Raw genomic sequence first — 24,640 nt, forward strand, 5'->3', positions numbered from 1 at the left:
GCCCCCGCCGCCGTGGCCGTGCCCATCGGCTCAGAACCCGTACGACGCCCGGGCGCCGATGGGCGCGAAGCCGACGACGTTCTCGAAGTCGGTCGCCAGGAACCCGATCACGTCGAACGCGAACCGGTCCCCGAAAAACCGGACGCCCGGCAAGACCAGCAGGCCCGAGTCGCCCTCGCCGAAGCCGACCAGGTTCTCGACGAACAGCTTGACCCCGTTGTTGAGTTGGGTCTCGGCGCCGAGCCCGACCACGACCGCGTTCGACACCTCGACGTCGAGCGAGCTCAGCGAGCCCCCGAAAAAGCCGCCCGCTCCGACGGTCACCGCCCGGGTCTCGTCGCCGAACGTGGCGACGGCGTAGGGCGCGGCGACGAACGCCCCGTCGGTCCCGTCGCCGAACGCGAACAGGGCGCTCGTCCCCAGCGCGAGCGTCGTCGACTCCGTCGCGTACACCTGGGCCTTCAGCCCGACGAGCGGCGTCACGAACGCATTGTCGCCGACGGTCACGAACCCGGACGCCAGCAGGTCGACGCGGTCGCCCAGGCCGGCCGTGATCGAGGGGTAGAAGTAGGTGAGATCGCCGCGGAACTCGCCGCCGCCCAACGTCCGCGCGGTCGGAGACAAGAAGAGCCGGGTCTTGACGGGGTCGGTCCGAAAAAAGCGGCCGTTGATGAGCGGCGCGATCTCGGCGACGTCGGCCCGGGCGAACCGACGCTCGACGCCGTCCGTCGTGCGGATCACGATGGGGTCGCTGTCGCCGTCGACCACGACGCCGACGTAGATGTCGCCGTTGGTGAGGACGATCCGGCGGCGGTCGTCGGACTGGGCCTGGGCGGCAGACGCCAGGGCGACGAGGGCGAGCAGGCAGGCGAGGGCGAGGCGGGACATCGGGGGGGGAGGCGAGTGATGGGGGCGAAGCCGCGAGCGAGCGGCCCAGAGTATCACGCCCGTCCGCGAGACCGCATGAATCGTTTGCACTACCCGCCCCGCCCGTCCGCCTCAGCGGGCGACGACGAGCCGCGCACTCGTCACGGCGCCCTCACCCTCCACCCGGACCACGTACGCCCCGGGCGCCCACCCCGCCGTCTCGACCGTCCACCGCTGCCCGTCCGCCGCCGGCCCGTCGTGGAGCGCGGTCACCTCGCGGCCCAGCGCGTCGACCACCGACACCCGGACCACCTGCGGGCTCGTCAGCGACACGGCCACCGTCGCCGCGCCGCCCGACGGGTTCGGCCACGCCGACACCCCGACGCCGGCCGGACCCTCCGGCGGCCCGCCCTCCCCGGCCACGGCCCACGCCGGGCCCGTCGTCCGCCACACCCCGTTGTCCGTCCCCGCCCACACCCGGCCCGCCCGGTCCACACGGAGGTGCTTCGCGCCCCACCCCGGCCACGCCCCGTCCGGGCACGCCGGGTTGCAGGCCCCGGCCGGCGGCCTCTCGCCCAGCCACGGCGGCTCCGGCCCGAGCGGGGACCACGTCTGCCCCCCGTCGCCCGACCACACGACCGTCCCGAGAGCCTGGCGCGACCCGCCCACGGTCTGGAGCAGCCCCGTCACGAGCGACCCGTCCCCGAGCGCGACCAGCTCCGGGTTCCCGTCGATCCGGGCCAGCCCGTGCTCGCCGAACACGAACCGGTGCCGGGGCTCCCACGTCGCCCCGCCGTCGTCGGAGGCGAGGACGACGATGTAGCCCCGGTCCTCGAAGTGGAAGTCCTTGGCCGAGACGTAGGCCGTGCCCCCGTACGGGTGGGCCGGGTCGGGGACGAGGACGAGGTCGTTGCCGACCCACCGGAAGTACTCGGTGAGCGAGGACCCGACCCAGGTCGAGCCGTTGTCGTCGGAGAGCAAGACGCCGCCGCCGACGCCGAGGACGAGCCGGCCGTCGGGGAGCGCGGCCGAGGGCGGGAGCTCGAGGAGGTCCCGTCGTCGGACGTACTCGGGGGCCGCGAGCTGGGGGACGGGGGCCCAGGTGGCCCCGTCGTCGTCGCTCCGGCAGAGCTGGCCGACGATCCAGAGAGCGCGCGCTCGGCCGGGCCCGTAGGTCCGGACGATCCGGGGGTCGATGGAGTCGCCGTCGCACTCATCGGTCTCTATGACAGACCACGTGTTCCCCCCATCGGTCGAACGCTCGAGCCGCCCAAACCGGCCGGCCGCGCTAATGACGAGGCCCGAAGCGTCCGCGTACACGCTCCACGGTTGGGTGTAGTCGGTCGTGACGGTCCAGGCGGGGTCTGGCCCGGGCTCGGCCCCTCCGCCGGCCGGATCGTCGAGCCGGTAGAGCCCGCGCTCGTAGTCGTAGTACTCCGGGATGTTCGGGAAGCTGAGATTGGCGAAGGCCGGGTGCGGCATCCCGTAGGGCTCCCCATCGACCGGATCGACAAGGGCGAGCGCACGCACCCTCGCGCTGTCAACGCCGACGAACTCCCACGTCACGTCCGGCGGGGTCTGGGAGGATGCCAGCCCGGCCACCGCGCTCAGGACGAGTGCAGCGGCCAGGAGGTGGAGCGAGGGACGGGGCCGAGCCATCATCGAGTCACGGTGAGCACGCGCGCGGAGACCACCGCGCCGCTCACCGTCAACCGGACCGCGTACGCGCCCGGTGCGAGGCGGCCCGCGTCGAGCCGGACCGCGTAGTCCCCGGCCTCCCATGTGCCGTCGGCCAGGACCGCCACTTCGCGCCCGAGCACGTCGACCACCGCGAGCCGGACCCGGGCCCGCTCGCCGAGCCCGAACGGGACCGTCACCGCGCCCGACCCGGCCGGGTTCGGGTACGGCGCCCCGAGGCCCACGGGCCCCGTGGACTCCTCGGCCACTGCGACGCCCGCCGGGGCCGCCGCGACCCGGGCCTCCGTCGTCCGCTCGCCTACCAGGGCGATGAGGTCGTCGCTCGCGGCCTCGACCGACTCCGTGTCCTCGACCGCCCCGCTCGTGATGAGCGCCGACGCCGCGTCCCACGCCGCCCACGCTCCGGCCGCGTCGCCGGTCTCGGCCCGGCCGTAGGCCAGCACGAGCGAGGCCACGAGCGCGCTCACGGCGTCGGGGTCGTCGCCGAGCATCGCCTCGGCCTCGGCCGTCATCCGGGCCGTGTCCCCGGCCCGGCCGTACGCCCGGATCAGCCCGCGTCGGGCCCACGCCCGGTGGTCCGCCCGGGCGCTCCGCGACTCCCGCCGGAGCAGCGCGAGCGCGGCGGCCTGGGCCCGCCGGTCGGTCCCGGCCGCGAGCGAGCCGGCCAGCGTGAGCGCCGTCGCGGCGTCGGGCGCCCCCGGCCGCCGCGCGACCTCCCCCGCGAGGAGCCGGACCGCGCCGGGCCCGTCGCCCCGCTGCGCCAGCGAGAGCGCGTCCGTGAACGAGTCGCCACCGACGTCGGCCGGGTCCGGGGGCGCCCCGCCGAACGAGTCGCCGAACGAGACGGCCGCCGGGGGCCCGGTGAGCATCGGGTCGACGGCGAGGTGCGCCTGCTTCGTCGTCCCGTAGAACGCGAGCGTGTCGGGGTCCGTCGGCCGGCCCCACCAGTCGTACCGGGCCTGCACCGTCGTCCCGAGGTGATACCCGATCGCGTCGGGACCTTTCCCGTCGACGTACCGACCGGAGAAACGGCCGTTGTCCTCGAACCAGTTGTCGCGGGCGTATTGGGAGGCGGACCCGGCGTTGTGGAACGCCCCCGTCTGGGCCACGATGCCCCCGCCGGGCCCGTTGTCGAAGACGTAGTTGTACCCCCTCCGGCCGTACACGGGCGCCCCGACGTGCACGACGTCGGCGTTCGAGGCGGCGAGGATCCCTTGGCTGTCGTTCACCCTGATCCGGTTCGACATCACGCCCCGGGTCCCGGCCGTCGGGCTCCCGACGTAGACGAGGGCGTTGGTCGTCGCGGCGATCCCGGACGACCCGTTGTCGAGGATCCGGGCGTCGTGGACCGTGGCCGTCCCGTGGCCCGTCGCGAGGACCCCGTTCTTCGGCATGTTCTGGATCGTCGTCTCGTCACTAATGGTGACGTGGCTCTGGCTCCCGACCACGCGGACGCCGCTCGCGCGTTCGCGCCCGTCCTCGATGAGCCCGCCGAGGATGGTTACCGTCGCGTCCTGGACCCAGACGCCGGCGAACGCGCCCTCCGACGTGTTCCCGGCGTTCCGGATCGTCACGCCGTCGAGCGTGCCGGAGGTCCCGGACGCGTACCGGATCCCGCCCCACCCCTCGGCGTCGCCGGTGTCGAACGTCGTCCCGGTCGCGTTGAGCGTGCCCTGGACGAGGAGCCGGGCCCCGTTGGTGAACCGCAGTGTGATCGCGCCGAGGTCCCAGGTGTCGCCCGGGGGCACCGTGAGGTCCTCCGTCAGCGTCACGTCCTGCTCGGGGCCGCCGTGCTGCTCGAGCACGTAATGGAGCGCGGCGTAGGCGTCGAGAAGGCCCTCCCCGCACCGGACCGAGCTTGCCGAGATGCACCCCGACGGGTCGGCGGTCGCCGTCAGAGCCCACCGGACCTGCTGCCACGTCAGCGACGGCTTCACCGACAGCAACAAGGCCGCCACGCCAGCGACGTGCGGTGTGGACGCCGACGTGCCGCCGTAAAGGATGAAGTCGTCGGCCGGCCGCGGGGTCTGACCGGTGGTGAGGTGGTGCCGCAGCGAGGGCACCGTCGTCTCGCCTCCAGGGGCGACGAGGTCCGGGGCGCCGCACGTCCCTTCCCATGCCTCCCCGTTGAACTTCACCGCCCCCACCGAGATCACGCCGGAGAGGACGGCCGGCCACCGCGTGTCGTCGCACGACGGAACGAGGTCGGGCGTCTGTGTCTGCGTTGAGTCCTTCAACGGCTCGTCGTCCGGCGCCGCCCCCGGCGCGTTCCCCGACGCGGCGACGAGCACGACCCCCGCGTCGAGCGCTCGTTGGAGAAGGTCGTTCGCGGACACGGACGGAGACCGGTTGGGGATCAAGATGGAGCCCTCCTGGCCGCCCGGGAACTGGCTCGGGGCACTGGCGATCTGAAGGCTCATCGAGATCACGTCGGCCCCCTGGTTCATGGCGTACTCGACCGCGAGCGCGATCGAGATCGTCCACTTGTCCTTCTGGTTGCTCTCGGAGTTGATCACGATAGGGAGGACCCGGACGCGGGGCGTCGCCGGCCCCCGACCGCCGGCGATCCCAGCGATGTTCCGCGCGTTGTCGGTCGCCGCCGCGATGATCCCCACGCTCCGGGTCCCGTGACTGTCGAGCCCCGGCGTCGACTCGACGCCGGTCGGCGTCCCGGACGGGTTGGTCTGGTAGCCGTAGAAGTTGCAGCCGATGGAGCCGAAGGGGCCGACGACCTAGGCGTCTTCGAGGTCTGGGTGGTCGAGGTCAAACTTTGTGTCGATAACGGCCACAATGACGTCGTCGGCCCCCGTCGTGATCCCCCACGCTTCGGGCATCCGGATGTCGCGGAGGTTCCACTGTCCAGGATCCGGGGGGAACGGGCCGCCTGAGTCGTAGATCGGGTCGTTGGGGACGGCGCCGCTGAACTGCGCGAGGGCTGTCGGAGCAGAGACGACGAGTAGTGCGAGGGCGAAGAGAAGCGCGCGAGCCATGAGCGTGGGGGAAGAGTCCGTGCTCGCCGTACGGGACCGCCGTCGATTGGCTCTGTTACTCGTGACCTCATCGTGTAGTACTCCCGCACCATCGGATCTCATCTTCGCGTACCGACTGTACGTAATCGAGTCTCGTCCGCTGCTTCGAGGTTCCGCAGTTGCAGACCCGGCTCGCCCAGAACGGCGGGAGGCCGGTGAACGCCCGACCGGCCCGAGTGTTACCGGACGACCGTGAGCCCGGCCGTGACCGCGCCCGCCGCCGTCTCGGCCTCGAACCGCTGGTCGTCGGTCGCCGACGTCCCCCTACAGCCACTCGTGCTGGCGGCACCACGCGACCGTCCGGGCGAACCCCTCCGCCAGCCCCACGCGCGGCGCGTAGCCAACGGACTCCGCCGCCTTCTCCGACGAGCACACCCAGGCGTGCCGCGCCGCTTCCGCCTTGTCGGCCGTCAGCGGCGGCAGCGTCCCGAACAGGCCGCCGACCCGCTCCGCCAAGGCGCCGACCGCCCCGATCACCCGGCCCGGGATCGGCACCGCCACCGTCTTGCGGCCGACCGCCGCCTCGACGGCGGCCCGGACCTCGGCCCACGAGTACCCGCGCGTCCCCACGAAATACGTCTCGCCCGCCGCGTCGGGCGCCTCGGCCAGGTCCGCCATGCCCCGCACCAGGTCGGCCACGTAGACCATCGACACGCGCGGCACGTCGGCTCTCCCGACGATGGGGAACAGGCCGCGCGCGGCGCCCTTGACCATCTCGTGCAGGTCGGCCTCGCGCGGGCCGTAGACGGCGGGCGGGCGGACGACGGTCACGCCCAGGTCGGAAAACTCGCGGCGGACGGCGTCCTCCATCCGGGCCTTGCTGACGCCGTACATCGAGACCGGCTGCGGCACGTCGGCCTCGGTCGCCGGGACCGCGAGCCCGTTGGGACCGACGCGGTTGGGGCCCATCGCCTCCAGGCTGCTCGTGACGAGCACGCGCGGCGCCCCGCCCGACTCGCGGACGGCGTCGAGCACGGCGCGCGTCCCGTCGACGTTGGCCCGGTCGAGCGGGGCCTGCGTGCGGGCCCGCGTCAGCCCGGCGACGTGGGCGACGAGCGTGGCCCCGTAGACGCCTCGGCGGAGCGCATCGGCGTCGTGGAGGTCGCCGGGGATGGTCTCCACGTCCAGGCCGGCGAGCCACTTGGGGTCGCTGCGAACCAAGGCGCGCACGGCGACCCCTCGCCCGAGCAGTTCCTCGACGAGGTGGCTCCCGACGAAGCCCGTGCCCCCGGTGACGAAGGCGACGGGAGCGGAGGGATCGGGCATCAGGAAACGGGGATCAGGACGGCAGAGACGCTCCGCCCCCTGATCCCTGTTTCCTCGCCCCTGATTCCTCTAGGCGTCCGGCGCGGCGGCCTCGGCCTGGCGGTCGGCCTCGATGTCGAGCCGGAGCGTGACCTCGTCGCTGACGACGACGCCGCCGGCTTCGAGCGGGGCGTTCCAGGTCAGGCCCCAGTCGGCCCGGTTGATCTCGGCCTCGGCCGTGAACGCGACCTTCTCGACGCCCTGCGGGCTCGTCGCCGCGCCGACGTACTCGGTCTCGAGCTCGATCGGCCGGGTCACGCCGTGCATCGTCAGGTCGCCCAGGAGCGTGAACGTGCCGCCGTCGCCGGGGCGGACGCCCGTGCTCGTGAACGTGATCTCGGGGTACTGGGCGACGTCGAAGAAGTCGGCGCTGCGCAAGTGGTCGTCGCGGTCGTCGTTCTCGGTCGAGATGGTCGAGGCGTCGATGACGGCCGTCGCCGCGAGCGAGCCCAGCCCGTCGCCGACGGTGACGGTCCCGCTGAGGTCGGAGAACGTGCCGGAGACGGTCGAGATGCCGAGGTGGCGGACTCGGAACTCGGCCCGGGAGTGCGATGCGTCGATGGCGTAGGTGCCCGCGGCGATGGCCGGGGCGTCGACGAGCGTGCCGGCCGTCGAGACGTCGTCGGCCGGCGGGGCGTCGGTGGCAACGGCGTCGTCGCCGCCGCACGCGGCGAGGGTGACGGCGAGGAGGCCGGCCAGCAAGGTGCGCAGGATCATGGTCGTAGGGGTGGGTGATACGAGCGGACGGGTCCGCGCCGGTCAGATGCGCGGGGTCACTCGCCACTTACCTGTTCCAACAAAGAAAGATCCCCCCGACGCCCCGCCCCTCAGGGCCCGCCCGAGGCTGCGGCCGGCGGGATCTGCGCGGCCGGGGGTGGCCGTACAGGTCGGCCTCTCCCCTCCTTGCCATGTACGTCATCTCGATCTTCGCGTTCGCCACCGCCGCCGTCTTGGGCCTGACGATGGCCGTCCTCCACTTCCGAGGCCAGAAGAGCGGAAAGGCGATGGGGCTGGCGCACGGCTTCTTCGCCCTGTCGGGGATCGTACTGCTCGCGGTCGGGCTGGCGACGGTCGAGGCCGGCCCCGGGTGGTGGATCCTGGTCTCGTTCCTGGTGGTCGCGGCCGGCGGGGCCTACCTGTTCTCGCGCCAGCTCCAAGACGAGCCGTGGCCCGGCTGGGTGATCGTGGCGCACGGCGGGCTGGCGCTCGCCACGATCCTCGTCCTCGGCCTGTGGCTCGCCGACCGGCCGCCGCCGCCGAGCGAGGACGGCAGCGTCCCCGCCTCGACCACCGAGAACGAGCCGATCCCGGTGGCCCCGTAGCCGCCCGCCGGCGCCAGGTCGACGCGGCCCTACGCCAGCCGCAAGCCGACGACGTTCTCGACGTGGTGCGTGTGCGGGAACAGGTCGACCGGCTGGACGGCCTCGATGGTGTAGGCCGCGGCCTCCTGCAACATCGCGAGGTCGCGGGCCTGCGTCTGTGGGTTGCACGACACGTAGACGATCCGCTCGGGCCGGAGGTGGGCGATCTGGCCGACCACCTTCGGGTGCATCCCGGCGCGCGGCGGGTCCACGATGAGGACGTCGGGCCGGCCGTGCTCGTCGACCAGGTCCGGCTTGAACAGCTCCAGCATGTCGCCGGCCACGAACGTGCAGTTCGAGACGCCGTTGGCGGCGGCGCTGGCGCGGGCGTTCTCGACGGCCTCCTCGACCAGCTCGACGCCGACCACTTTCTCGACGGCGTCGGCGACGAACAGAGAGATGGTGCCGGCGCCGCAGTAGAGGTCGTAGACCACGTCGGTCGCCTTCAAGTTCGCGAAGTCCTTCGCCACCGCGTAGAGCGCCTCGGCGGCCACCGTGTTGGTCTGGAAAAAGGCGTTCGACGCGATCTCGAACGTGTGCGGCCCGATCCGGTCGCGGACCACGCCGGGCCCGAAGACGGTGTGGACGGCCTCGCCGAACGCCGTCTGGGCCACGCCCGAGTTGACCGTGTTGACGAACGTGGTGACCTCGGGGAACTCGGCCCGGAGAAACTCGGCGAACGCCGCCATCCGCTCTGGGTCGTGGTGGCTCGTGACCAGGTTGACCATCCGGTCGTCGGTGTGGGCCGGCGTGCGCAGGGCCAGGATCTTGAGGAACCCCGTGTGCTCGCGCGGGTGGAGCGGGGCCCAGTGGTGCCGCTTGGCGAACGCCCTCACGCCGTTGACGAGCCGGGCGCTCCACTCGCTCTGGAGGTAGCACGCCTTGAGGTCCAAGACCTTGTCGAACCGGCCCGGCACGTGGAGCCCGAGCGCGAAGCGCTTGTCCAGTTCCTCGCCCGAGGCGACCTCCCAGTCGGTCAGCCAGCGCATGGCCGAGAACGAGAACTCCATCTTGTTCCGGTAGAAGTACGTCCCGCCCGACCCGTCGTGGCCGGCGGCCCCGAGCGGCGGGCGGACGTCGGCGGCGCCCAGGTCGAGGCCGGCGCGCGCGAGCGCCGAGACCGCCGCCTCGCCCTTCATCGCGAGCTGGGCCGGGTACTGGACGTGCTGCCACTTGCACCCGCCGCAGGCCTCGAAGTACTCGCAGCGCGGCTCGGTCCGCAAGTCGCTCGGGTCGAGCACCTCCAGGAGCCGGGCCTCCGCAAACCCCTTTTTCCGCTTGAACACGCGCGCGCGGACGCGGTCGCCGGGCACGGCGCCGGCCACGAACACGACGTAGCCGCGCCCCCCGTCGGGCCCGGCGACGCGGGCCAGGCTCTTGCCGCGGTCGGCGAAGGCCTCCAGCGTGAGCTCGACCTCGCGGCCGCGCTTGAGGTCGGAGGGGGCGAGAACGTCGGCAGGCATGAGCGCGGGGAAGGGCGGACGGGGAAGATCCGGCGGGGCGCCGTCGGCGCGGGTGAGGAATGGGGGAGTCCGGGCGGGGTGGACACGGCGGATCGCTGGACCGAGGTTTGCGTCGAAGCCCACTGGCTCCTCCCACCGCTCGGCGGGGACCGGGCGGTTACCAAACCGCCGGCCCCGCTCCGAAACGCCCGCTCCGTGCCGTCTCCCGCCTCTCCCCTGCCCCTCTGGACGTACCGGGTGCTCCTGCTCGTGGGCGGCGTGGCGCTCCTGACCGTCGGGTGGCTCTACCAGTTCGGGGCGCCGGAAGCCGTCGACCCCCGGGCTGGTCGGCTCGCGATCGGGCTGTCGGCGCTGTCGGTCGGCGTGCTCACGTTCACGAGCGCGGCCGTCCGGCGCCACGCCTACACGCTGATCTACGCCCTGTTCTTCGTCGTCTCGGCGTGGCAGATCGCCGTGGCCACGGGCGGCGGGCTCACCCCGACGTCGGCGTTCAGCGTGATCCTGGTGTTCTTGGGGTGCTCGGCCGGGATCCAGACGCCGCGGCTGCTGGCCGTCTACACGGGCCTGTTCGTCGGGGCGATGGCCGTCGGGCTGGCGACGATCCCCGAGCCCGGCGTCCCGCCCGGGGCGTTCCTGGCCACGCTGGGCTCGCTCGGGGCCCTCGGCGTGTTCGTGGCCCGGGCCCGGCTCCAGTCGCTCCAGACGCTCCACGACGCCAAGGAGGAGGCACTCGACGCAGCCCGCGCCAAGGCCGAGTTCCTGGCTGCGATGAGCCACGAGATCCGGACCCCGCTCAACGGCGTCATCGGGATGACCGACGTGCTCGCGACGACGCCGCTCTCGGCCGACCAGCGCGACTGCGTGGACACGATCCAGGCGTCGGGCCGGGCGCTCCTCGGCGTGATCAACGACGTCCTGGACTTTTCCAAGATCGAGGCCGGCCGGCTCGAGCTCGAGGCCGAGCCCGTCCGGCTCCAGGCCCTGGCCGACGAGGCCGTCACGGTCGTGGCGCCGGTGGCGGCCCAGAAGGGACTCGAGGTCGTCTGTCACCTCTCCCCGTCCGTCCCCGCGGTCGTCTTGGCCGACGGGGCGCGGCTCCGCCAGATCGCGCTCAACCTGCTCGCCAACGCCGTCAAGTTCACCCCGTCCGGGACGGTCACGCTCCGGCTCGACGCCCGCCGCTTCTGGGCCCACGTCGACGTCATCGTCCGGGTCTCCGACACCGGCATCGGGATCCCGGCCGACCACCTCGACCGCCTGTTCGACTCGTTCTCCCAGGTCGACGCCTCGACGACGCGGCGCTTCGGGGGGACCGGGCTCGGGCTCGCGATCACCAAGCGGTTGGTCGAGCAGATGAACGGGACGGTCCGGGTCGAGAGCGAGGTCGGGGCCGGGTCGGCGTTCACCGTGACGATCCCGCTCCCCGTGGCCGAGGGGCCGCCGGCGCCAGCGGCCCCGGCCGGCACGCTCCTGCTCGTCGAGCCCCACGACGGCGCCCGGGCGGCCGTCGCCGTCCTGGCCGAGCGCCACGGGCTCGACGTCGTCGCCCACGCGACGCCCGACCAGGCCCTCGCGTGGGCCGACGGCGGCGGGCGCTACGACGTCGCGGCCGTCGCGGGCGGCGGCGCGCGCGACCTCGCCGACCGGCTCCGCGCCGAGCACGGCCGACGCGGGCAACCCGTCGTGCTCCTGGCCCCGATCGGGAGCGACGCCGTCCCGGAGGGCGTGTTCGACGCCGTCCTCGGCAAGCCGGTCGGGGCCGACCGGTTCGCCTACCTGATGGCCCACCTCACCGAGGGCCCGCAGGTCCTGGCCGAGCCCCGCCCGCGCGAGCCCATCGCGACCAACGTTCGGGTGCTCCTGGTCGAGGACCACGAGGTCAACCGGAAGGTGGCCGTCGGGCTGCTCGCGCGGCTCGGCGTCACGCCCGACGTGGCCGAGGACGGCGCCCAGGCGCTCGACGCCCTGGAGGCGTCGGCCTACGACTTGGTCTTGATGGACCTCCAGATGCCCGTCCTCGACGGGATCGAGGCGACCCGCCAGCTCCGCGAGACGCTCCCGGCCGAGCGCCAGCCCCGCGTCGTCGCGCTCACGGCGAATGCGTTCTCGGAGGACGCCGCCCGGTGCCGCGAGGTCGGCATGGACGGGTTCTTGACCAAGCCCGTCCGCCTGGCCGACCTCCGGTCCGAGCTGGCCCGGCTCCACAGCGGTCCGCCCTCCGGGGCGGCTCCCGCGTCGTCGCGCCCGGCCCCCGAGCCGACCGCCGGCCCCAGCGCCGGCCCGACCGCCGAGACCCCCGTGCTCGGCGAGGCGCTGGGGCCGGCCGGCATCATCGCCCACCTCCGCGCGCTCGCCGACGGCGACGACGCGCTCGCGACCGAGATCTTGGAGGCCTACCTCCGCACCGAGCCGACACTCCGCCGCGAGCTCACCGACGGCGAGCCGGCCTCGGCCGCCCACAAGCTGAAGTCGGCCTGCGGGACGCTGGGCGCCGACGCGCTCGCCCACGCCGCCTTCGAGATCGAGCGCGACGTCCGCAACGGGGCCGACGTGTCGGCCGCCGTCCGAGCCCTCGACGACGGGCTCGGCCGGTTCCGCCAGGCGGCCCAAGAGGCGCTCGCGGCGCTGACGGCGCCGGCCTGACCGTGGGCGTCGGTGGCCAGCCGCGGAGGGGGCCGTCCTGGCGCGGCCTAGACCGGAACGCGGGTCCCGCGCTGAGACCCGGGCGGTTTACGGCCCCTCCGTGTCACGCGGGCACGGACAAACCCGGCCACCAGACGGGGTCTCCCGCGTACGGGCACCGGTTTCTCAAAAGGCGTTCCCGTCCCCCCGATATTCCCCCCGGACCGTGACCCACGCCTGCCTCGCCTCCGTGACCTCCTCCCGCGCCGTGTTCGCCCACCGTGGCTTCGAGCTCCGCCTCCACGCCGCGGACCGCAGGTTCGCCTTCGAGGTCGGGGACCACGACCTCACGCTCCACGCCTCCGCCGCGGACTTCTGCACGCCGCACGCCGCCGAGCGCGCCGGCCGCCACTTCGTCGACGACGCGCTCGGCGCGTTCGCGTCGGCCTCGGCCGGCCTCGCGGCCTGACCCCTCGCTCCGAGGAGGAGCGACCTGGGGGGCCGACCGCGGTCGGCGACTCCGAGCCGCGAGGGGCCACATCCGAGCCCTCGCGCTCGCGCCGCCCGTGGCGCGCCCTCCTTGTAGACGAGCCTCCGGCCTGTGGTGGGCCGGAGGCTCGTCGCGGTCGGGCCCTCCCGAGAGGCGGCCGGTCAGTCGTCCTCGAAGTAGAAGTCGTCGTTGTGGGTCGGGTAGTCCGGCCAGACCTCCTCGATGCTCTCGTAGGGGGCCCCGTCGTCTTCCATCTCCTCGAGGTTCTGGATGACTTCGGCCGGGGCGCCGGTCCGGTCGGCGTAGTCGACGAGTTCGTCCTTGGTCGCCGGCCAGGGCGCGTCCTCCAGCGTCGCGGCCAGTTCGAGCGTCCAGTACATACGGTCTGCGGGGTCGAGAGAGAGGGGGGTGTCGGGCGGGCACGATAGGGCCGGCCCCAGGGAAATGCAATGGCGGAAACGGATGAGGTTCCCGCGGAGACGGACGACGCGCGGGCGGGCCGAATCCGCCTCTCCCCGCCGGCCCCCGTTCTCAGAAGCTGCTTGGTGAAGCGGAGCCCGCCTGCGGAGTTCCCCCTCCCCGCGCAGGCGGGGAGGGAGGACTCCGTTGGGGACGCCTCGCCAAACAGTTGTTCAGGGGCCCCCGAGGGGCCCGCTCACCCCGCGTCCCCCTGCCCGCTCCCTCGTCCCCGCGAGCCCTAGTCGAACGAGATCGTCTGGGACCGGGCGGCCTCCAAGAGCTCGCGGTACTGGTCCGGCGTGACGTCGGGCACGAAGGTGGCCACCGGGTTGATCGGCGTCCGGGCCTCGTCGAGCCGGCGGACCTCGTAGTGGAGGTGGGGCGCCGTCGAGAGCCCCGTGTTGCCGGAGTACGCGACGGTCTGCCCGCGCCGGACGAGCGTCCCCTCGCGGACGCCGTCGGCCACGCGCGAGAGGTGGGCGTAGCGGGTGAGCTTGCCCGCCAGCGGGTGCTCGATCTCGACCACGTTGCCGTACCCGCTCTTGGTCCCGACGAAGCTGACGCGCCCGTCGCCGGCCGCGTAGAGCGGGGTCCCGACCGGCGTCGGGAAGTCGACGCCGGCGTGCATCCGCGAGACGCGCAGGATCGGGTGGAAGCGCATGCCGAACCCGGACGTCAGCCGGGCCCCCTTGAGGGGCAGGATGGCCGGCTGCTGGCGGAGCACGGCGTCGCGCTGGCTGGCCAGGCTCCGGATCTCGTCGTAGGACCGGCTCTGGAGCTCGAGCTGGCGCTCGAGACGGTCGAACGTCTCGGCCGTCTCGGTCAGGAGCTCGGCCGTCGGCGTCGAGAACCGGGCGAACCGGGCGTCCTCGGCGCCGCCCACGCCGAGCCGGAACTCGTCCTCCGAGATGGGCTCGGCGTTGAGGACCGTTCGGTAGATCTCGCGGTCGGTCTCGGCGAGGTCTTCGAGCTCGTCGGAGAACGACGTGAGCTGGGAGTGGGCCGAGGCGAGCTGGCCCCGGAGCGCGTCGATCTCCTCGGCCTGGGCCACCTCGGCCGGCGACGTCGTCACGGTCGCGAGCACGCCGACGCCGACGGCGCTGAGCACGAGCGAGAGGCACAGGACGGCGCCGCCCTTCAGCCAGAGCCCCCTCCGGCTCGGCTCGACCTCGACGAACGTGCAGGCGTCGTGGTCGTAGTAGAAAAAGCGATTGTCGGGCATGGAGTGCAGCGGGAGGCGGTGGTGCGGCTCCCCGGTGCGGCCCCCCCGGGGGGAAGGCGGCCGGACGGAGGGGCGGCGTGTCCGTGCGCACGCCCCCTCCGCAACAACCGGGCCGGAGCCCCGTGCTCGGCGCTCGGCGGGGCGGAGCCCGCGCCGGTGGTGGACGCGCTGTCACAGGCGGGCCCAACATAGGCGGTCCCTCGTGGATTCGGCAACTGCCCGCCCCGGGATTCCCCCATCTCTCCACGGAACGCCCTGCCCCGTTTCGATTTGTGCTTCCGCCGGCCCCGTGCGCCGGCCGCTCGCGGGCCGGCTACTCGCAGAAGGCGTCGAGCGAGGCCGGCGCGCCGCTGCCGTCGGCGCCGATCTCGAACGTGGCCCCGTCGAACCGGCACGAGGTGGTCCCGCTCGGGCACGACGCCGTGATGGACCCGTCGTAGCGGAGCGTGGTCTCGTTGCTGGCGAGCGCGGTCTCGGTCGTCGTGCGGAAGCCGGAGTACGCGAGGTCGCAGCCGCCGGCCACCCGGAGGTCCCCGTCGAGCCGGCTCGCGGCCGACACCGCCGACGACGACGTCGAGAACGTGGACGCGACGTCGAACGCGCCGGAGACGTCGTAGCAGTCGTCGAACGCCATCGAGTAGCGGGTCCCCGACTGGCTCACGTCGACGGAGCCGCCGCCCGGGCAGTCGTAGACGGGCCGGACCCGGGCGGCTTCGGCGAAGGCCCCGGCCCCGCCGCTCAGACCGACCGAGAGGGCCTGGCTGACCTTGGCGTTCGACGACGCCAGTTCGGCGGCGGCCCCGCCGCTGTCGCCGGAGCTGTCGCAGGCGGCGAGCGAGACGGCGAGGACGAGGAGAGCGGGGAGCGTGCGCATGGGAGTCGGGGCGTGAGTCGACTCAGGATCTCGGTCCCGGCGGTCCCCCGCCATCCCCGGATCAGGGGAGGGCCGGGGGACGTGGCCCTACTCCGCGCCCGGCTCGTCCAGCACGAGCGCGTAGAGGTCGCCCATCGAGAGGTCGAGGCCGAGCGCGTCCGACCGGAGCCCAGCGTCGAGGCTCGTGGTCGCCCGCATCCGCCAGTCGCCGCCGCCGTCGGGCCGGAGGTACTGGATCACGAGCGGGCGGCCGGGGTCGGCGATCCACACCTCCTGGACGCTCGGGAGGGCCGTGTACGTCGCCAGCTTGGCCCCCGCGTCCGAGTCGCCCGTGGACGGCGAGAGGACCTCGACGACCAAGTCCGGGTTGAGGAGCCGCCGGGGCCGGCTCTCGTCGTACTCCGGCCGGCAGGCCACCACGACGTCGGGGTACACGAACCGATGGGAGGCGTAGACGGCCACCCGCTGGTCGGACGAGAAAACGTGGCACCCGCGCGGAGTCAGCTGGAGACCGAGCTCTCGCGTGAGGTTGCCCTTGAGCTGGTTGTGCTCGGGCTCGGCACCGGCCATCGCCGTCACTCCGTCCGGGTGGTACCCGTGGACCGGACGGACCTCGCCGTCCCAGTACTCGTAGCGCTCGCCGTCGCCGGCGGCGGCCTCGATGGCGAGGTACTCCTCCCAGGTGTAGCGGCGGTCGCGTCGAACGGCGGCAGACATGGCGGCGGCGGAAGATGATGGCAACGTACGGTCCGAGGCCGCTCCTCAGGTCCCGGGCTGGCGGGGCGCCTCGGCCAGCCCAGCGAGAAAGCGGTCGACCTCTGCGACATCGCGGAACGCACCCGTGCATCCCTCCCAGTTCTCTGCGGCGGACTCCAGAGATCGGACGTCGGCTGGAAGCAACGCGCGGACATCGCTCGGGGAGAGCCCGAACTCCTGACCGAGCCGGTCCTCCAAACTGTCGAACCAGAGCGCACCCGGTTCGCTTCTCGTGGTCAAGATGCGGAGCATGACCAGCCACTTTCCACGGCGTCCGAAGGACACCACGGTCTTGCCCGCCCAGGCGTTGAACCAGTGAGACATCCCGTCCGCGAGTCGGTCGAACAGGTCGAGCACGGCCAGCCGTTCAGCCCGCTCCCTGTGGTCCTCAAGCGTCGCGGCCCGCTGCCGCTTGCTCCCCGGCTTCCGCACAATCCGCGCCTCATCAGGCTCGATGAGGTGGGTCCGAGCGAGGAGTTCGCGACCGTCACCCGTGCGGAAGTAGTTGAACGTGATCGCGTTGATCGGCACCCCGTGCGTTTCCGCGAGGTACCGGATGATCCGCTCCGAGCGCGGGTCCACCTCGCTGGCGACGACCAACAGCCGGTGCCTATCGTTGAGAACCTCCGGGAGATCCTCGCCGAACTGGGCGCGGAAGGCGGCTTCGAGTCGCTCCGCCCCCCCGAACGTCTGGTCGCCGATCTTGATGACGTCTTCGTAGGAGAGCCCCGCGACCCAAGCCGCGTAGTCGAGCGTTTGCGCGACGACCTCACGCGGCGTCTTTCCGCGTTTGAGCTCGACAACGACGAGGTCGCCAGCGCGGTCGAGGCAGAGAAGGTCGAGGGTGCCGCCCCCGTCCGTGTCGAGCTGCCTCCCGATGACGAGGAGGTCGTCCGAGAGGACGCTCACGTCGGAGTCCATCCAGTCCTCCAGCCGCGACTCCAGGTCGACGGACTGGCGGGAGACTTCGGTGAGTGCGTCGCCCTCGACACCCCAGATGCGGATCGCGTCGGCCACGGCTACATGTTCCGCCGGTACTGGCCGCCGACCTCGAACAGGGCCGCCGTGATCTGGCCGAGCGACGCCACACGGACCGTGTCGAGCAACGCCTCGAACACGTTGCCGCCGGTCCGGGCCACGCGCTGGAGCTCGGCGAGCGCGGCCGGCGCCTCCGAAGCGTGGCGGCGGTGGAACCGGGCGACGCCGTCGAGCTGGCGCTGCTTCTCGGCGTCGGTCCCGCGCATGAGCTCGACCTCGGTCGCCGTCTCGGCGCCGTTGGGCGGGAGAAACGTGTTGACGCCGACGACGGGCAGCTCGCCCGAGTGCTTCCGGTGCTCGTAGAGCATCGACTCCTGCTGGATCTTGCCGCGCTGGTACATGCTCTCCATGGCACCGAGCACACCGCCGCGGTCCGAGATCCGCTCGAACTCCTGGAGCACGGCCTCCTCCACCAGGTCCGTCAGCTCGTCGATGATGTAGGCGCCTTGGATCGGGTTCTCGTTCTGGGCCAGCCCCAGCTCGCGGTTGATGATGAGTTGGATCGCCATCGCGCGCCGCACGCTCTCCTCGGTCGGCGTCGTGATGGCCTCGTCGTAGGCGTTGGTGTGGAGCGAGTTGGCGTTGTCGTAGATCGCCAGCAGCGCCTGCAGCGTCGTCCGGATGTCGTTGAACTGGATCTCCTGGGCGTGCAGGCTCCGGCCCGAGGTCTGGACGTGGTACTTCAGCTTCTGTGACCGCTCCGACGCGCCGTAGAGCTCGCGCATGGCGACGGACCAGATCCGCCGGGCGACGCGGCCGATGACCGCGTACTCGGCGTCCATCCCGTTCGAGAAGAAGAACGAGAGGTTCGGGGCGAAGGCGTCGATGTCCATCCCCCGCGCCCGGTACGCCTCGACGTAGGTGAACCCGTTCGCGAGCGTGAACGCGAGCTGGGAGATCGGATTCGCGCCGGCCTCGGCGATGTGGTAGCCCGAGATCGAGACCGAGTAGAAGTTGCGGACGCCCTCCTCGATAAACTGCTCCTGGACATCGGCCATACACCTCAGCGAGAATTCGGTCGAGAAGATGCAGGTGTTCTGGGCCTGGTCTTCTTTCAGGATGTCAGCCTGGACCGTTCCCCGGACCGACTGCAACGCCCGCTGGCGGATCTCGCGGTACTCGTCGTCGGCGAGGAGCCCCCACGTCACCAGCTCCGCGCCCGACGTGCCGAGCAGACCCAAGCCGGAGCCGTCGTGGCCTTCCGGGAGGGACGGAGGACCGGGGACCGAGGACCGGTCGGCGCCCCCGTCCTCCGTCTCCCGTCCTCCGTCCTCATACGGAACGTAGGCCGGCCGGTCGTCGCCCAGCTCGTCGGCGATGCGCGCCTCGGCCGCCTCCCATCGTCCCTCGTCTTTCAAGAACTGCTCGACCTGCTGGTCGACGGCCGTGTTCATGAACATGGCCAAGATGGCGGGCGCCGGGCCGTTGATCGTCATCGAGACCGACGTCGTGGGCGCGCAGAGGTCGAAGCCGGAGTACAGCTTCTTCATGTCGTCCAGCGTCGCGATGGAGACGCCCGACGTGCCGACCTTGCCGTAGATGTCGGGGCGCGGGGCGGGGTCGCGGCCGTAGAGCGTGACGCTGTCGAACGCCGTCGACAACCGCTTGGCCGGCAGGCCCAGGCTGACTAAGTGGAACCGCTTGTTGGTCCGCTCGGGCGTGCCCTCGCCGGCGAACATCCGGGTCGGGTCCTCGCCCTCGCGCTTGAGCGGGAAGACGCCGGCGGTGAAGGGGAAGTGGCCGGGCAGGTTCTCCAGCAGCGCGTAGCGGAGCCGCTCGCCCGGGTCCTCCGTCCGCGGCAGCGCCACGCGGGGGACCCGGGTCCCGCTCAGCGTCTCGCGCGTCAGCGGCTGGCGGATGTCGCGCCCGCGGACGGTGTAGACCAACTCGTCGCCCGAATACTGCTCGGCGACGGCGTCCCAGTTCTCCAGGATCGCGCGACTGCGGGGATCGAGGCGGGACCACCAGTGGGCGGCCATCTCGTCGAGCCGGCCGGCGACCTGCTCGCGGTCGTCGGGCGCCCACGCCTCGACCTGCTCGCGCGCGCCGACGGCCTGGCCCCACTTCCGGGCCGTGGCCACCTCCGCCTCGGCCCAGTCGCGATAGGTCCGGCACGTGTCGGCGATCTCGGCGAGGTAGCGCTGGCGCGCGGGCGGGACGACGGCTAGCTCGGACGGGTCGAGCGCCGGCAGCGTGTCGGCGTTGAACAGCGACGAGGTCCGGTCGAAGCCGTGCGCGCGGAGCTTTTCGAGGAGCGCGAGGTAAAGCGCCGAGACGCCGGGGTCGTTGAACTGGGCCGCCATCGTCGGGTAGACCGGCATCGCGTCGGGCGACTCGGAGAACGCGCCGCGGTTGCGCTGGACCTGCTTTTTGACGTCGCGGAGCGCGTCCTCGGCCCCGCGCTTCTCGAACTTGTTGAGCGCGACCAAGTCGGCCGCGTCCAGCATCCCGATCTTTTCGAGCTGGGTCGGCGCCCCGAAGTCCGACGTCATCACGTAGAGCGACACGTCGACGAGCTCGGCCACCTCGGTGTCGCTCTGGCCGATCCCGGCGGTCTCGACGACGACCAAGTCGAAGCTGGCCGCGCGGCACACGTCGATGGCCTCCGCGAGCGCGCCCGACGTGGCCCGGTGAGCTTGGCGCGTCGCGAACGACCGCATGTAGACGCGGTCGGCGTGCTCGCCGTACAGGCTGTTCATCCGGATCCGGTCGCCGAGCAGCGCCCCGCCCGTCCGCCGCCGCGTCGGGTCGACGGACAAGACGGCGAGCGAGACGTCCGGGAAGTCGTTCAGGAAGCGGCGCACCAGCTCGTCGGTCAGCGTCGACTTGCCGGCCCCGCCGGTCCCGGTGATGCCGACGACGGGGACCGGGGGGCCAGGGGCACGGGGCGTGGGGCCAGGGGCAACCGACGGAGCGGAGCCTGTGGTGAGCGGAGCCGAACCATCGCCGGACGGTTGGGCCGCGCGCTGCTCGACGGCCGTGAGCGCTCGGGCCACCGTCTGGACGTCCAACGCGCTGGCGGTCACCACAGAGGAGGCCTCCCCCCCGGCCTCCCCCCCCGTGCCCCATGTCTCTTGCCCCATGCCCTCCAAGGGGTCGAAGTCGCACGCCCGGACCATCGACTCGATCATGCCCTCCAACCCCATCCGCATCCCGTCCTCGGGCGAGAAGATCTTGGCGACGCCGTAGGCCTCGAGCTCGGCGATCTCGTCCGGCACGATGACGCCGCCGCCGCCGCCGAACACCCGGACGTGGCCCGCGCCCCGCTCCCGCAGGAGGTCGACCATGTAGGTGAAGTACTCGACGTGGCCGCCCTGGTACGACGAGATCGCGATGCCCTGGGCGTCCTCCTCGATCGCCGTCCGCACCACGTCGTCGACTGAGCGGTCGTGGCCGAGGTGGACGACCTCGACGCCCTGCGCCTGGAGGATCCGCCGCATGATGTTGATGGCCGCGTCGTGGCCGTCGAACAGCGCGGCGGCGGTGACGAAGCGGACGGGGTGCGTGGGCGTGTACATGGGGGCCGGAAGGGCGTCCGAAAAGGGTGCGGGGCACGGTCTCGGGACTTGAACGCGCCGCGGAACAGACCGTTCTTGACCCCGTGTCGCCGCCGTCCCCGACGTCCATGCGCCGCCTCGTCCCCGTCGCCGCCCTCTTGCTCGCCGGCTGCGCCTCGCTCGGCCCGACGCCCAGCGAGACGCCCGGCGTCGAGACCCGGGGCGACCTGGTCCGGGCGTTCTCCGAGCGCGGGTGGCGAGCCGTGCCGGTCCGGTTCGTCCGGCCGGTCGGCGTCGTCGGCGAGGGGACCGTCTACCGGGTCGAAGGGCGGACGGTCGTCGTCTACGACTACGCCTCGCCCGAGCAAGCCGCCGCCGCCGCGCCGGCCGACGTGGTCCGGCTCGTCCGGTTGGACGCGGGCCGGGGCGTCCAGGCCTACCGCCGCCCGGCGCTCGTCGTGCTCACGTACGGCCGCCTGCGGACGGCGTTCGACCTCCGGCTGGCCGACCTGCTCGCGGGGCCGTCGGTGGCCCGCGCCGAGCGCTAGGCGCAGCGGCTGGGAACGCCGGCCCGACGGCCGAGGCGTTCGTGCAGAGACGCTCCGGCGGACCCGCCTCCGCACGGACGGGCCCGGTCCCGGGTCTACCGGACCACGACGGCCCGGCGCGTCAGGACCTGGCCGTGCGCCTCCAGCCGGACGACGTAGACGCCGGCCGCGAGCGACCGGCTCGCCAGCGCCGCTTGGTGGTGCCCGGCGGCGTGCTCTCCGTCGGCCAGCACGGCGACCTCCCGGCCCCGCACGTCGTAGACGGCGACGCGGACGGGCCCGGCCTCGGGCAGCGCGAACGCGACCCGGGCCGTGCCCGACGACGGGTTCGGCGCGACCGGGTCGAGCGCGAGCTCGGTCACGCCCGCTTGGGCCCCGGCCACCCGGTCCCCGACGCGCAAGACGAACCGGTCCTCGGCCGCCGCCCCGTCGGCGAGCTCGACCGTCGGGGCGAGGTCGAGGGCCGGGCGCGACGCGACGCGGAACCCGTACGCCGACTGGGACCGGACGTCGACCTCGGCGCCCGTCGCGAGGTCGACCAACGTGACGGGCAGGCCGTCCGGGAGGTCGGCGGTCCACCGGAGCGTCATCTCGGCGGCCGTGCCCCGCGCCTCGACCGCGAGCGTCGTCTCGCCGGCCGCGAACGGGCGGGCGTCGTACCCGACGAGCCGGCCGTCGGCGCGGCTCCCGACCAGAGCGTAGGTCTCGGCCGGCGGCTGGAGCTTGGCCGCGTCCTCGTCGGCGTCGAACGCGGGGCGGGCGTCGTCGGCGAAGACGACGGTGAACGCGCGGTCGGCGAGCGGGCCGCCCTCGGCGTCGGCCCCTTCGAGCGTGAACGCGAGCCGCGGCGACGGCGCGCGCCGGGCGGCCGACGTCGGGCCGACGGCCGAGACCGGGATCGTGAGCGTCCGGGGCCGGCCGTTCACGCGGGGCCCCTTGGCCCGGACCCGGAAGACCACCCACGGGCCGATCTGGTCGGGCGCGTCCTCGAACGACCGCTCGACGGGGTCGTAGACCCACACCGGCGCGTTCGGGCTCACGTTGTCGCCGCCGGGCCACCCGTCGATCCCGGTCAGGTCGAGCGCGCCGCCGAACGGGTTGGCGAGGTAGTTCATCCGGGTCCCGCCCGTCTGGAGCTCGACGGTCACCGGCTCCGTGTTGGGTTCGAGCTCGGTCGACAGCGTGAACGGGAGCTCGCGGCTGAGGCTCACGTCCGGGTTGCCGGCGACTTTGTCGTAGAGGTACCACCGGAAGGCGTGGCCCGGCTCGAGCGCCTCGCCGGTGCCGGCGGAGGCGACCCACTCGCCCGTGCCGACGTCGTACCGCGTCCACAGGTTGGGCGGGTCGGCGGCGGGGTAGTAGCCGGCCACGCCGCGGACCAGGTTCTGGGCCGCCAGGTCGTCGACGGTCACCCCGGCCGAGGGCGGGCCGAAAAAGCGCGCGCCGCGCGTCCCGTCGACGACGAGGGTTGTCGGGCCCTCCGACGGCGCGACGTACGCTTCGAGCGCGACGAGCGTCACGTCGGTCTCGCCGTACTCCACGTCGACGGCGAACGGGGCCGAGACGCTCGCGAACGTCCCGGTGCAGCCGCCGGCGCAGGTGAGGACGGCGAAGGCGTCGCCCTCGGCGACATAGGTGTTCGGGACGACGGTGACCGCCAGACCTCCTTGGATCTGGACGGTCCCGTTCACGGCCGTCCCGATAAACGTCCCGGCCGGGCGGAGCGCGACGCCGAGCCCGGCGCCCAGCGTGATCCCGCCGGTGGCCGGGTTGGTAAAGGTCACCGTCGAGCCGACGGTGCTGAGGGGCCCGACGGCGTCGAGCGTCCCGTCGAGCGCGAGGGCCACGTTCGACGCTCGGACGGCGGAGGCCGCGCCGATCTGGACGGTGACCTGGGCGCCCACCGGCCCGACGAGGGCGAGGGCGAGGATGGGGAGGAGACGTCGGAGCATGAGAGCGAGAGAGAGGGCAGGGGGGCGACGGCCCTACTGCACGTTGACGAGGACCTCGATCACCCCGGCCGTTCCGTCGAACGGCTGGAGCGCCTTCCCGATGACCATCCCGACGCCGATCCGGCCCGGCTCGCCGCGCATCGCGTGGCCCGCCGTCGACGACGTCACCAGGAGGTCGCCCCGGCGGATCGGGCCGCCCTCGCCGGTCACCTTCGTCGGGACCACCCCGACCACGCCGACGGGGACCGTCTCGTCCGGTGAGATCGCGGGGTCGGCCAGGAGGAGGCCCGGCCGGGTCGCGTAGACGCCCGCGATCGCCGTCGAGTACGGGCCAGCGGCCCGTTCGAGGTGACGGTCGCGGTCGGGCGAAATCGCGAGCACGTCGCCGGGCCCGTAGGCTGCCGGGCCTCCGATGACCTCGAACCGCTCGGCAAAGTCGGCCCCGCCGCCGATGAAGGCGCCGTCGGCGTAGACGTTGCCGTCGGTGTCGATGCGGGCGACGACGTTGAAGTTGTCGTAGTCGTCGGCGGTGACGAAGTCGGCGACGGTGGTGCCGCCGCCGCTGTTCTGGATGGCCCGGAGGGCGACGCCCTCCCCATAGGTGACCCCTTCGAGCGCGGGGGCGGACGTGGCGGGGTCGACGTTCAGGAACTGCCCACCGCGCCCCGACGTCGCCGTGCCGAATACCGCGGAGCCGGCGCCCTCGGTGAAGACGTCAAGGGCGAAGCCGTCGTTGTCCGCGTTCAAGATGCGGAACTCGCCGGCCTTCCCCGCAGCGCTCTGCTTGATCCCGACCACGGACGAGCCCGTGCCGGAGTTGCGCCCCTGCACGCCGGCGCCTGTCCCGTCCGTGCGGCCGAAGACGGCCGAGAACGTGTTGGCCGGGTTCTCGATGATGAACGTGCCCGCCCCGCCCGCCCCGGCCGTCCGCGCGTCGATTGCCGAGGCGGCGTTGGCGGCTTGCTGGATTCGGAACAGGCCGGCGTTCCCGCCCATCCCGTTCTGCTCGGCATAGAGGGCCGCGCCGAGGCCGTAGTGGTTCGCCTGGAGGGCCGGCGCCGCCGTGTCCGTGTCCTCGTGGCCAAAGTACCCGGCCTGCTCGAATCCTGGAGCGTCGTCAATGACTGAGAAGAAGCCGGCCCCTGTGCTCTCGCCCAAGCCGACCACTCCACGGTCGTGGTCCAGGACGGCGCCCACCCCGTAGAACCGGCCGTCCGCGGTGACCCGCGCGTCGTCGGGGCCGAGCTTGATATCCCCGTCGGGGGCCGCGTAGAGCAGCGTGTCCCCGTCGGTGTTGGTGACGAGGAACCCGTCGGTCTGGGCGAGGGCGGAGGGCGCCAGCAGGACGGCGAAGAGCAGCGCGGCCGTGAGGCGAATCGTGCGGGACATGAGAGCGGGAGTCGGTGACGGAAGCGGGTGCGCCACCCCCCCGTCGCGGCCTCACGGCACTGCGCGCGGG

At 73.0% G+C, this 24,640-nt stretch carries 19 protein-coding genes; 4 read left to right on the plus strand and 15 right to left on the minus strand.

What is annotated here, in order from left to right; translation table 11 throughout:
• Window positions 1–30: 30 nt before the first annotated feature.
• The 6 genes from ACOOHE_RS16025 to ACOOHE_RS16050 form a co-directional block, all read right to left on the minus strand.
• The gene (locus ACOOHE_RS16025; protein ID WP_420455088.1) at window positions 31–888 is read right to left on the minus strand and encodes a hypothetical protein; all 858 of its coding nucleotides are present in this window, start codon (window positions 886–888) and stop codon (window positions 31–33) included.
• Window positions 889–999: 111 nt separating this feature from the next.
• The gene (locus tag ACOOHE_RS16030) at window positions 1,000–2,526 is read right to left on the minus strand and encodes a T9SS type A sorting domain-containing protein (RefSeq protein ID WP_420455089.1); all 1,527 of its coding nucleotides are present in this window, start codon (window positions 2,524–2,526) and stop codon (window positions 1,000–1,002) included.
• On the minus strand, window positions 2,526–5,276 hold the full coding sequence (locus tag ACOOHE_RS16035; RefSeq protein ID WP_420457635.1) for a S8 family serine peptidase: 2,751 nt from the start codon (window positions 5,274–5,276) through the stop codon (window positions 2,526–2,528). Before ACOOHE_RS16035 ends, ACOOHE_RS16030 begins: the two co-directional genes overlap by 1 nt.
• Before the next feature lie 21 nt (window positions 5,277–5,297).
• The gene (locus tag ACOOHE_RS16040) at window positions 5,298–5,555 is read right to left on the minus strand and encodes a hypothetical protein (protein WP_420455090.1); all 258 of its coding nucleotides are present in this window, start codon (window positions 5,553–5,555) and stop codon (window positions 5,298–5,300) included.
• Between the two features lie 303 nt (window positions 5,556–5,858).
• A complete protein-coding gene (locus ACOOHE_RS16045) occupies window positions 5,859–6,860 on the minus strand; it encodes an NAD-dependent epimerase/dehydratase family protein (RefSeq protein WP_420455091.1) in 1,002 nt (333 codons plus the stop codon).
• A gap of 69 nt (window positions 6,861–6,929) precedes the next feature.
• Entirely contained in the window at window positions 6,930–7,616 is a 687-nt protein-coding gene (locus ACOOHE_RS16050) for a YceI family protein (RefSeq protein ID WP_420455092.1), read from the minus strand.
• 191 nt (window positions 7,617–7,807) lie between these two features.
• Here ACOOHE_RS16050 and ACOOHE_RS16055 point away from each other — a divergent pair, with 191 nt between their 5' ends.
• Complete coding sequence (locus ACOOHE_RS16055; RefSeq protein ID WP_420455093.1) at window positions 7,808–8,221, plus strand: hypothetical protein; 414 nt, start codon at window positions 7,808–7,810, stop codon at window positions 8,219–8,221.
• Between the two features lie 29 nt (window positions 8,222–8,250).
• Here the strand turns inward: ACOOHE_RS16055 and rlmD are convergent, their stop codons facing one another.
• Window positions 8,251–9,723: a 23S rRNA (uracil(1939)-C(5))-methyltransferase RlmD gene (gene rlmD / locus ACOOHE_RS16060; RefSeq protein ID WP_420455094.1), complete on the minus strand. Its 1,473-nt coding sequence runs from the start codon at window positions 9,721–9,723 to the stop codon at window positions 8,251–8,253.
• 237 nt (window positions 9,724–9,960) lie between these two features.
• On the opposite strand from rlmD, the gene ACOOHE_RS16065 reads away from it, so the two are divergent.
• Window positions 9,961–12,366: an ATP-binding protein gene (locus tag ACOOHE_RS16065; protein ID WP_420455095.1), complete on the plus strand. Its 2,406-nt coding sequence runs from the start codon at window positions 9,961–9,963 to the stop codon at window positions 12,364–12,366.
• A 229-nt stretch (window positions 12,367–12,595) separates the two neighbouring features.
• Entirely contained in the window at window positions 12,596–12,814 is a 219-nt protein-coding gene (locus ACOOHE_RS16070) for a hypothetical protein (protein WP_420455096.1), read from the plus strand.
• Window positions 12,815–12,996: 182 nt separating this feature from the next.
• On the opposite strand, the gene ACOOHE_RS16075 is transcribed toward ACOOHE_RS16070, so the two are convergent.
• From ACOOHE_RS16075 to ACOOHE_RS16100, 6 genes are all read right to left on the minus strand, one after another.
• On the minus strand, window positions 12,997–13,215 hold the full coding sequence (locus ACOOHE_RS16075) for a DUF2795 domain-containing protein (RefSeq protein WP_095513779.1): 219 nt from the start codon (window positions 13,213–13,215) through the stop codon (window positions 12,997–12,999).
• A 317-nt stretch (window positions 13,216–13,532) separates the two neighbouring features.
• Entirely contained in the window at window positions 13,533–14,516 is a 984-nt protein-coding gene (locus ACOOHE_RS16080) for a M23 family metallopeptidase (RefSeq protein WP_420455097.1), read from the minus strand.
• 313 nt (window positions 14,517–14,829) lie between these two features.
• Window positions 14,830–15,390 (minus strand): hypothetical protein, encoded by a 561-nt coding sequence (locus ACOOHE_RS16085; RefSeq protein WP_420455098.1) that lies wholly within the window; start codon window positions 15,388–15,390, stop codon window positions 14,830–14,832.
• 87 nt (window positions 15,391–15,477) lie between these two features.
• Window positions 15,478–16,107 carry a Uma2 family endonuclease gene (locus ACOOHE_RS16090; protein ID WP_420455099.1) on the minus strand — a complete coding sequence of 210 codons (630 nt, stop codon included), beginning with the start codon at window positions 16,105–16,107 and terminating at the stop codon, window positions 15,478–15,480.
• A gap of 45 nt (window positions 16,108–16,152) precedes the next feature.
• Window positions 16,153–17,163 (minus strand): DUF91 domain-containing protein, encoded by a 1,011-nt coding sequence (locus tag ACOOHE_RS16095; protein ID WP_420455100.1) that lies wholly within the window; start codon window positions 17,161–17,163, stop codon window positions 16,153–16,155.
• A 2-nt stretch (window positions 17,164–17,165) separates the two neighbouring features.
• Complete coding sequence (locus tag ACOOHE_RS16100; RefSeq protein WP_420455101.1) at window positions 17,166–20,702, minus strand: methylmalonyl-CoA mutase family protein; 3,537 nt, start codon at window positions 20,700–20,702, stop codon at window positions 17,166–17,168.
• Window positions 20,703–20,809: 107 nt separating this feature from the next.
• Between ACOOHE_RS16100 and ACOOHE_RS16105 the strand changes: the two genes are divergently transcribed.
• Entirely contained in the window at window positions 20,810–21,229 is a 420-nt protein-coding gene (locus tag ACOOHE_RS16105; protein WP_420455102.1) for a hypothetical protein, read from the plus strand.
• Between the two features lie 95 nt (window positions 21,230–21,324).
• On the opposite strand, the gene ACOOHE_RS16110 is transcribed toward ACOOHE_RS16105, so the two are convergent.
• Together ACOOHE_RS16110 and ACOOHE_RS16115 are read right to left on the minus strand one after the other, a co-directional pair.
• The gene (locus tag ACOOHE_RS16110; protein WP_420455103.1) at window positions 21,325–23,181 is read right to left on the minus strand and encodes a T9SS type A sorting domain-containing protein; all 1,857 of its coding nucleotides are present in this window, start codon (window positions 23,179–23,181) and stop codon (window positions 21,325–21,327) included.
• A 33-nt stretch (window positions 23,182–23,214) separates the two neighbouring features.
• The gene (locus tag ACOOHE_RS16115; protein WP_420455104.1) at window positions 23,215–24,570 is read right to left on the minus strand and encodes a hypothetical protein; all 1,356 of its coding nucleotides are present in this window, start codon (window positions 24,568–24,570) and stop codon (window positions 23,215–23,217) included.
• Between the last annotated feature and the right edge of the window lie 70 nt (window positions 24,571–24,640).

It is taken from the genome of Rubrivirga sp. (assembly GCF_965213695.1).
GTDB lineage: Bacteria > Bacteroidota > Rhodothermia > Rhodothermales > Rubricoccaceae > Rubrivirga.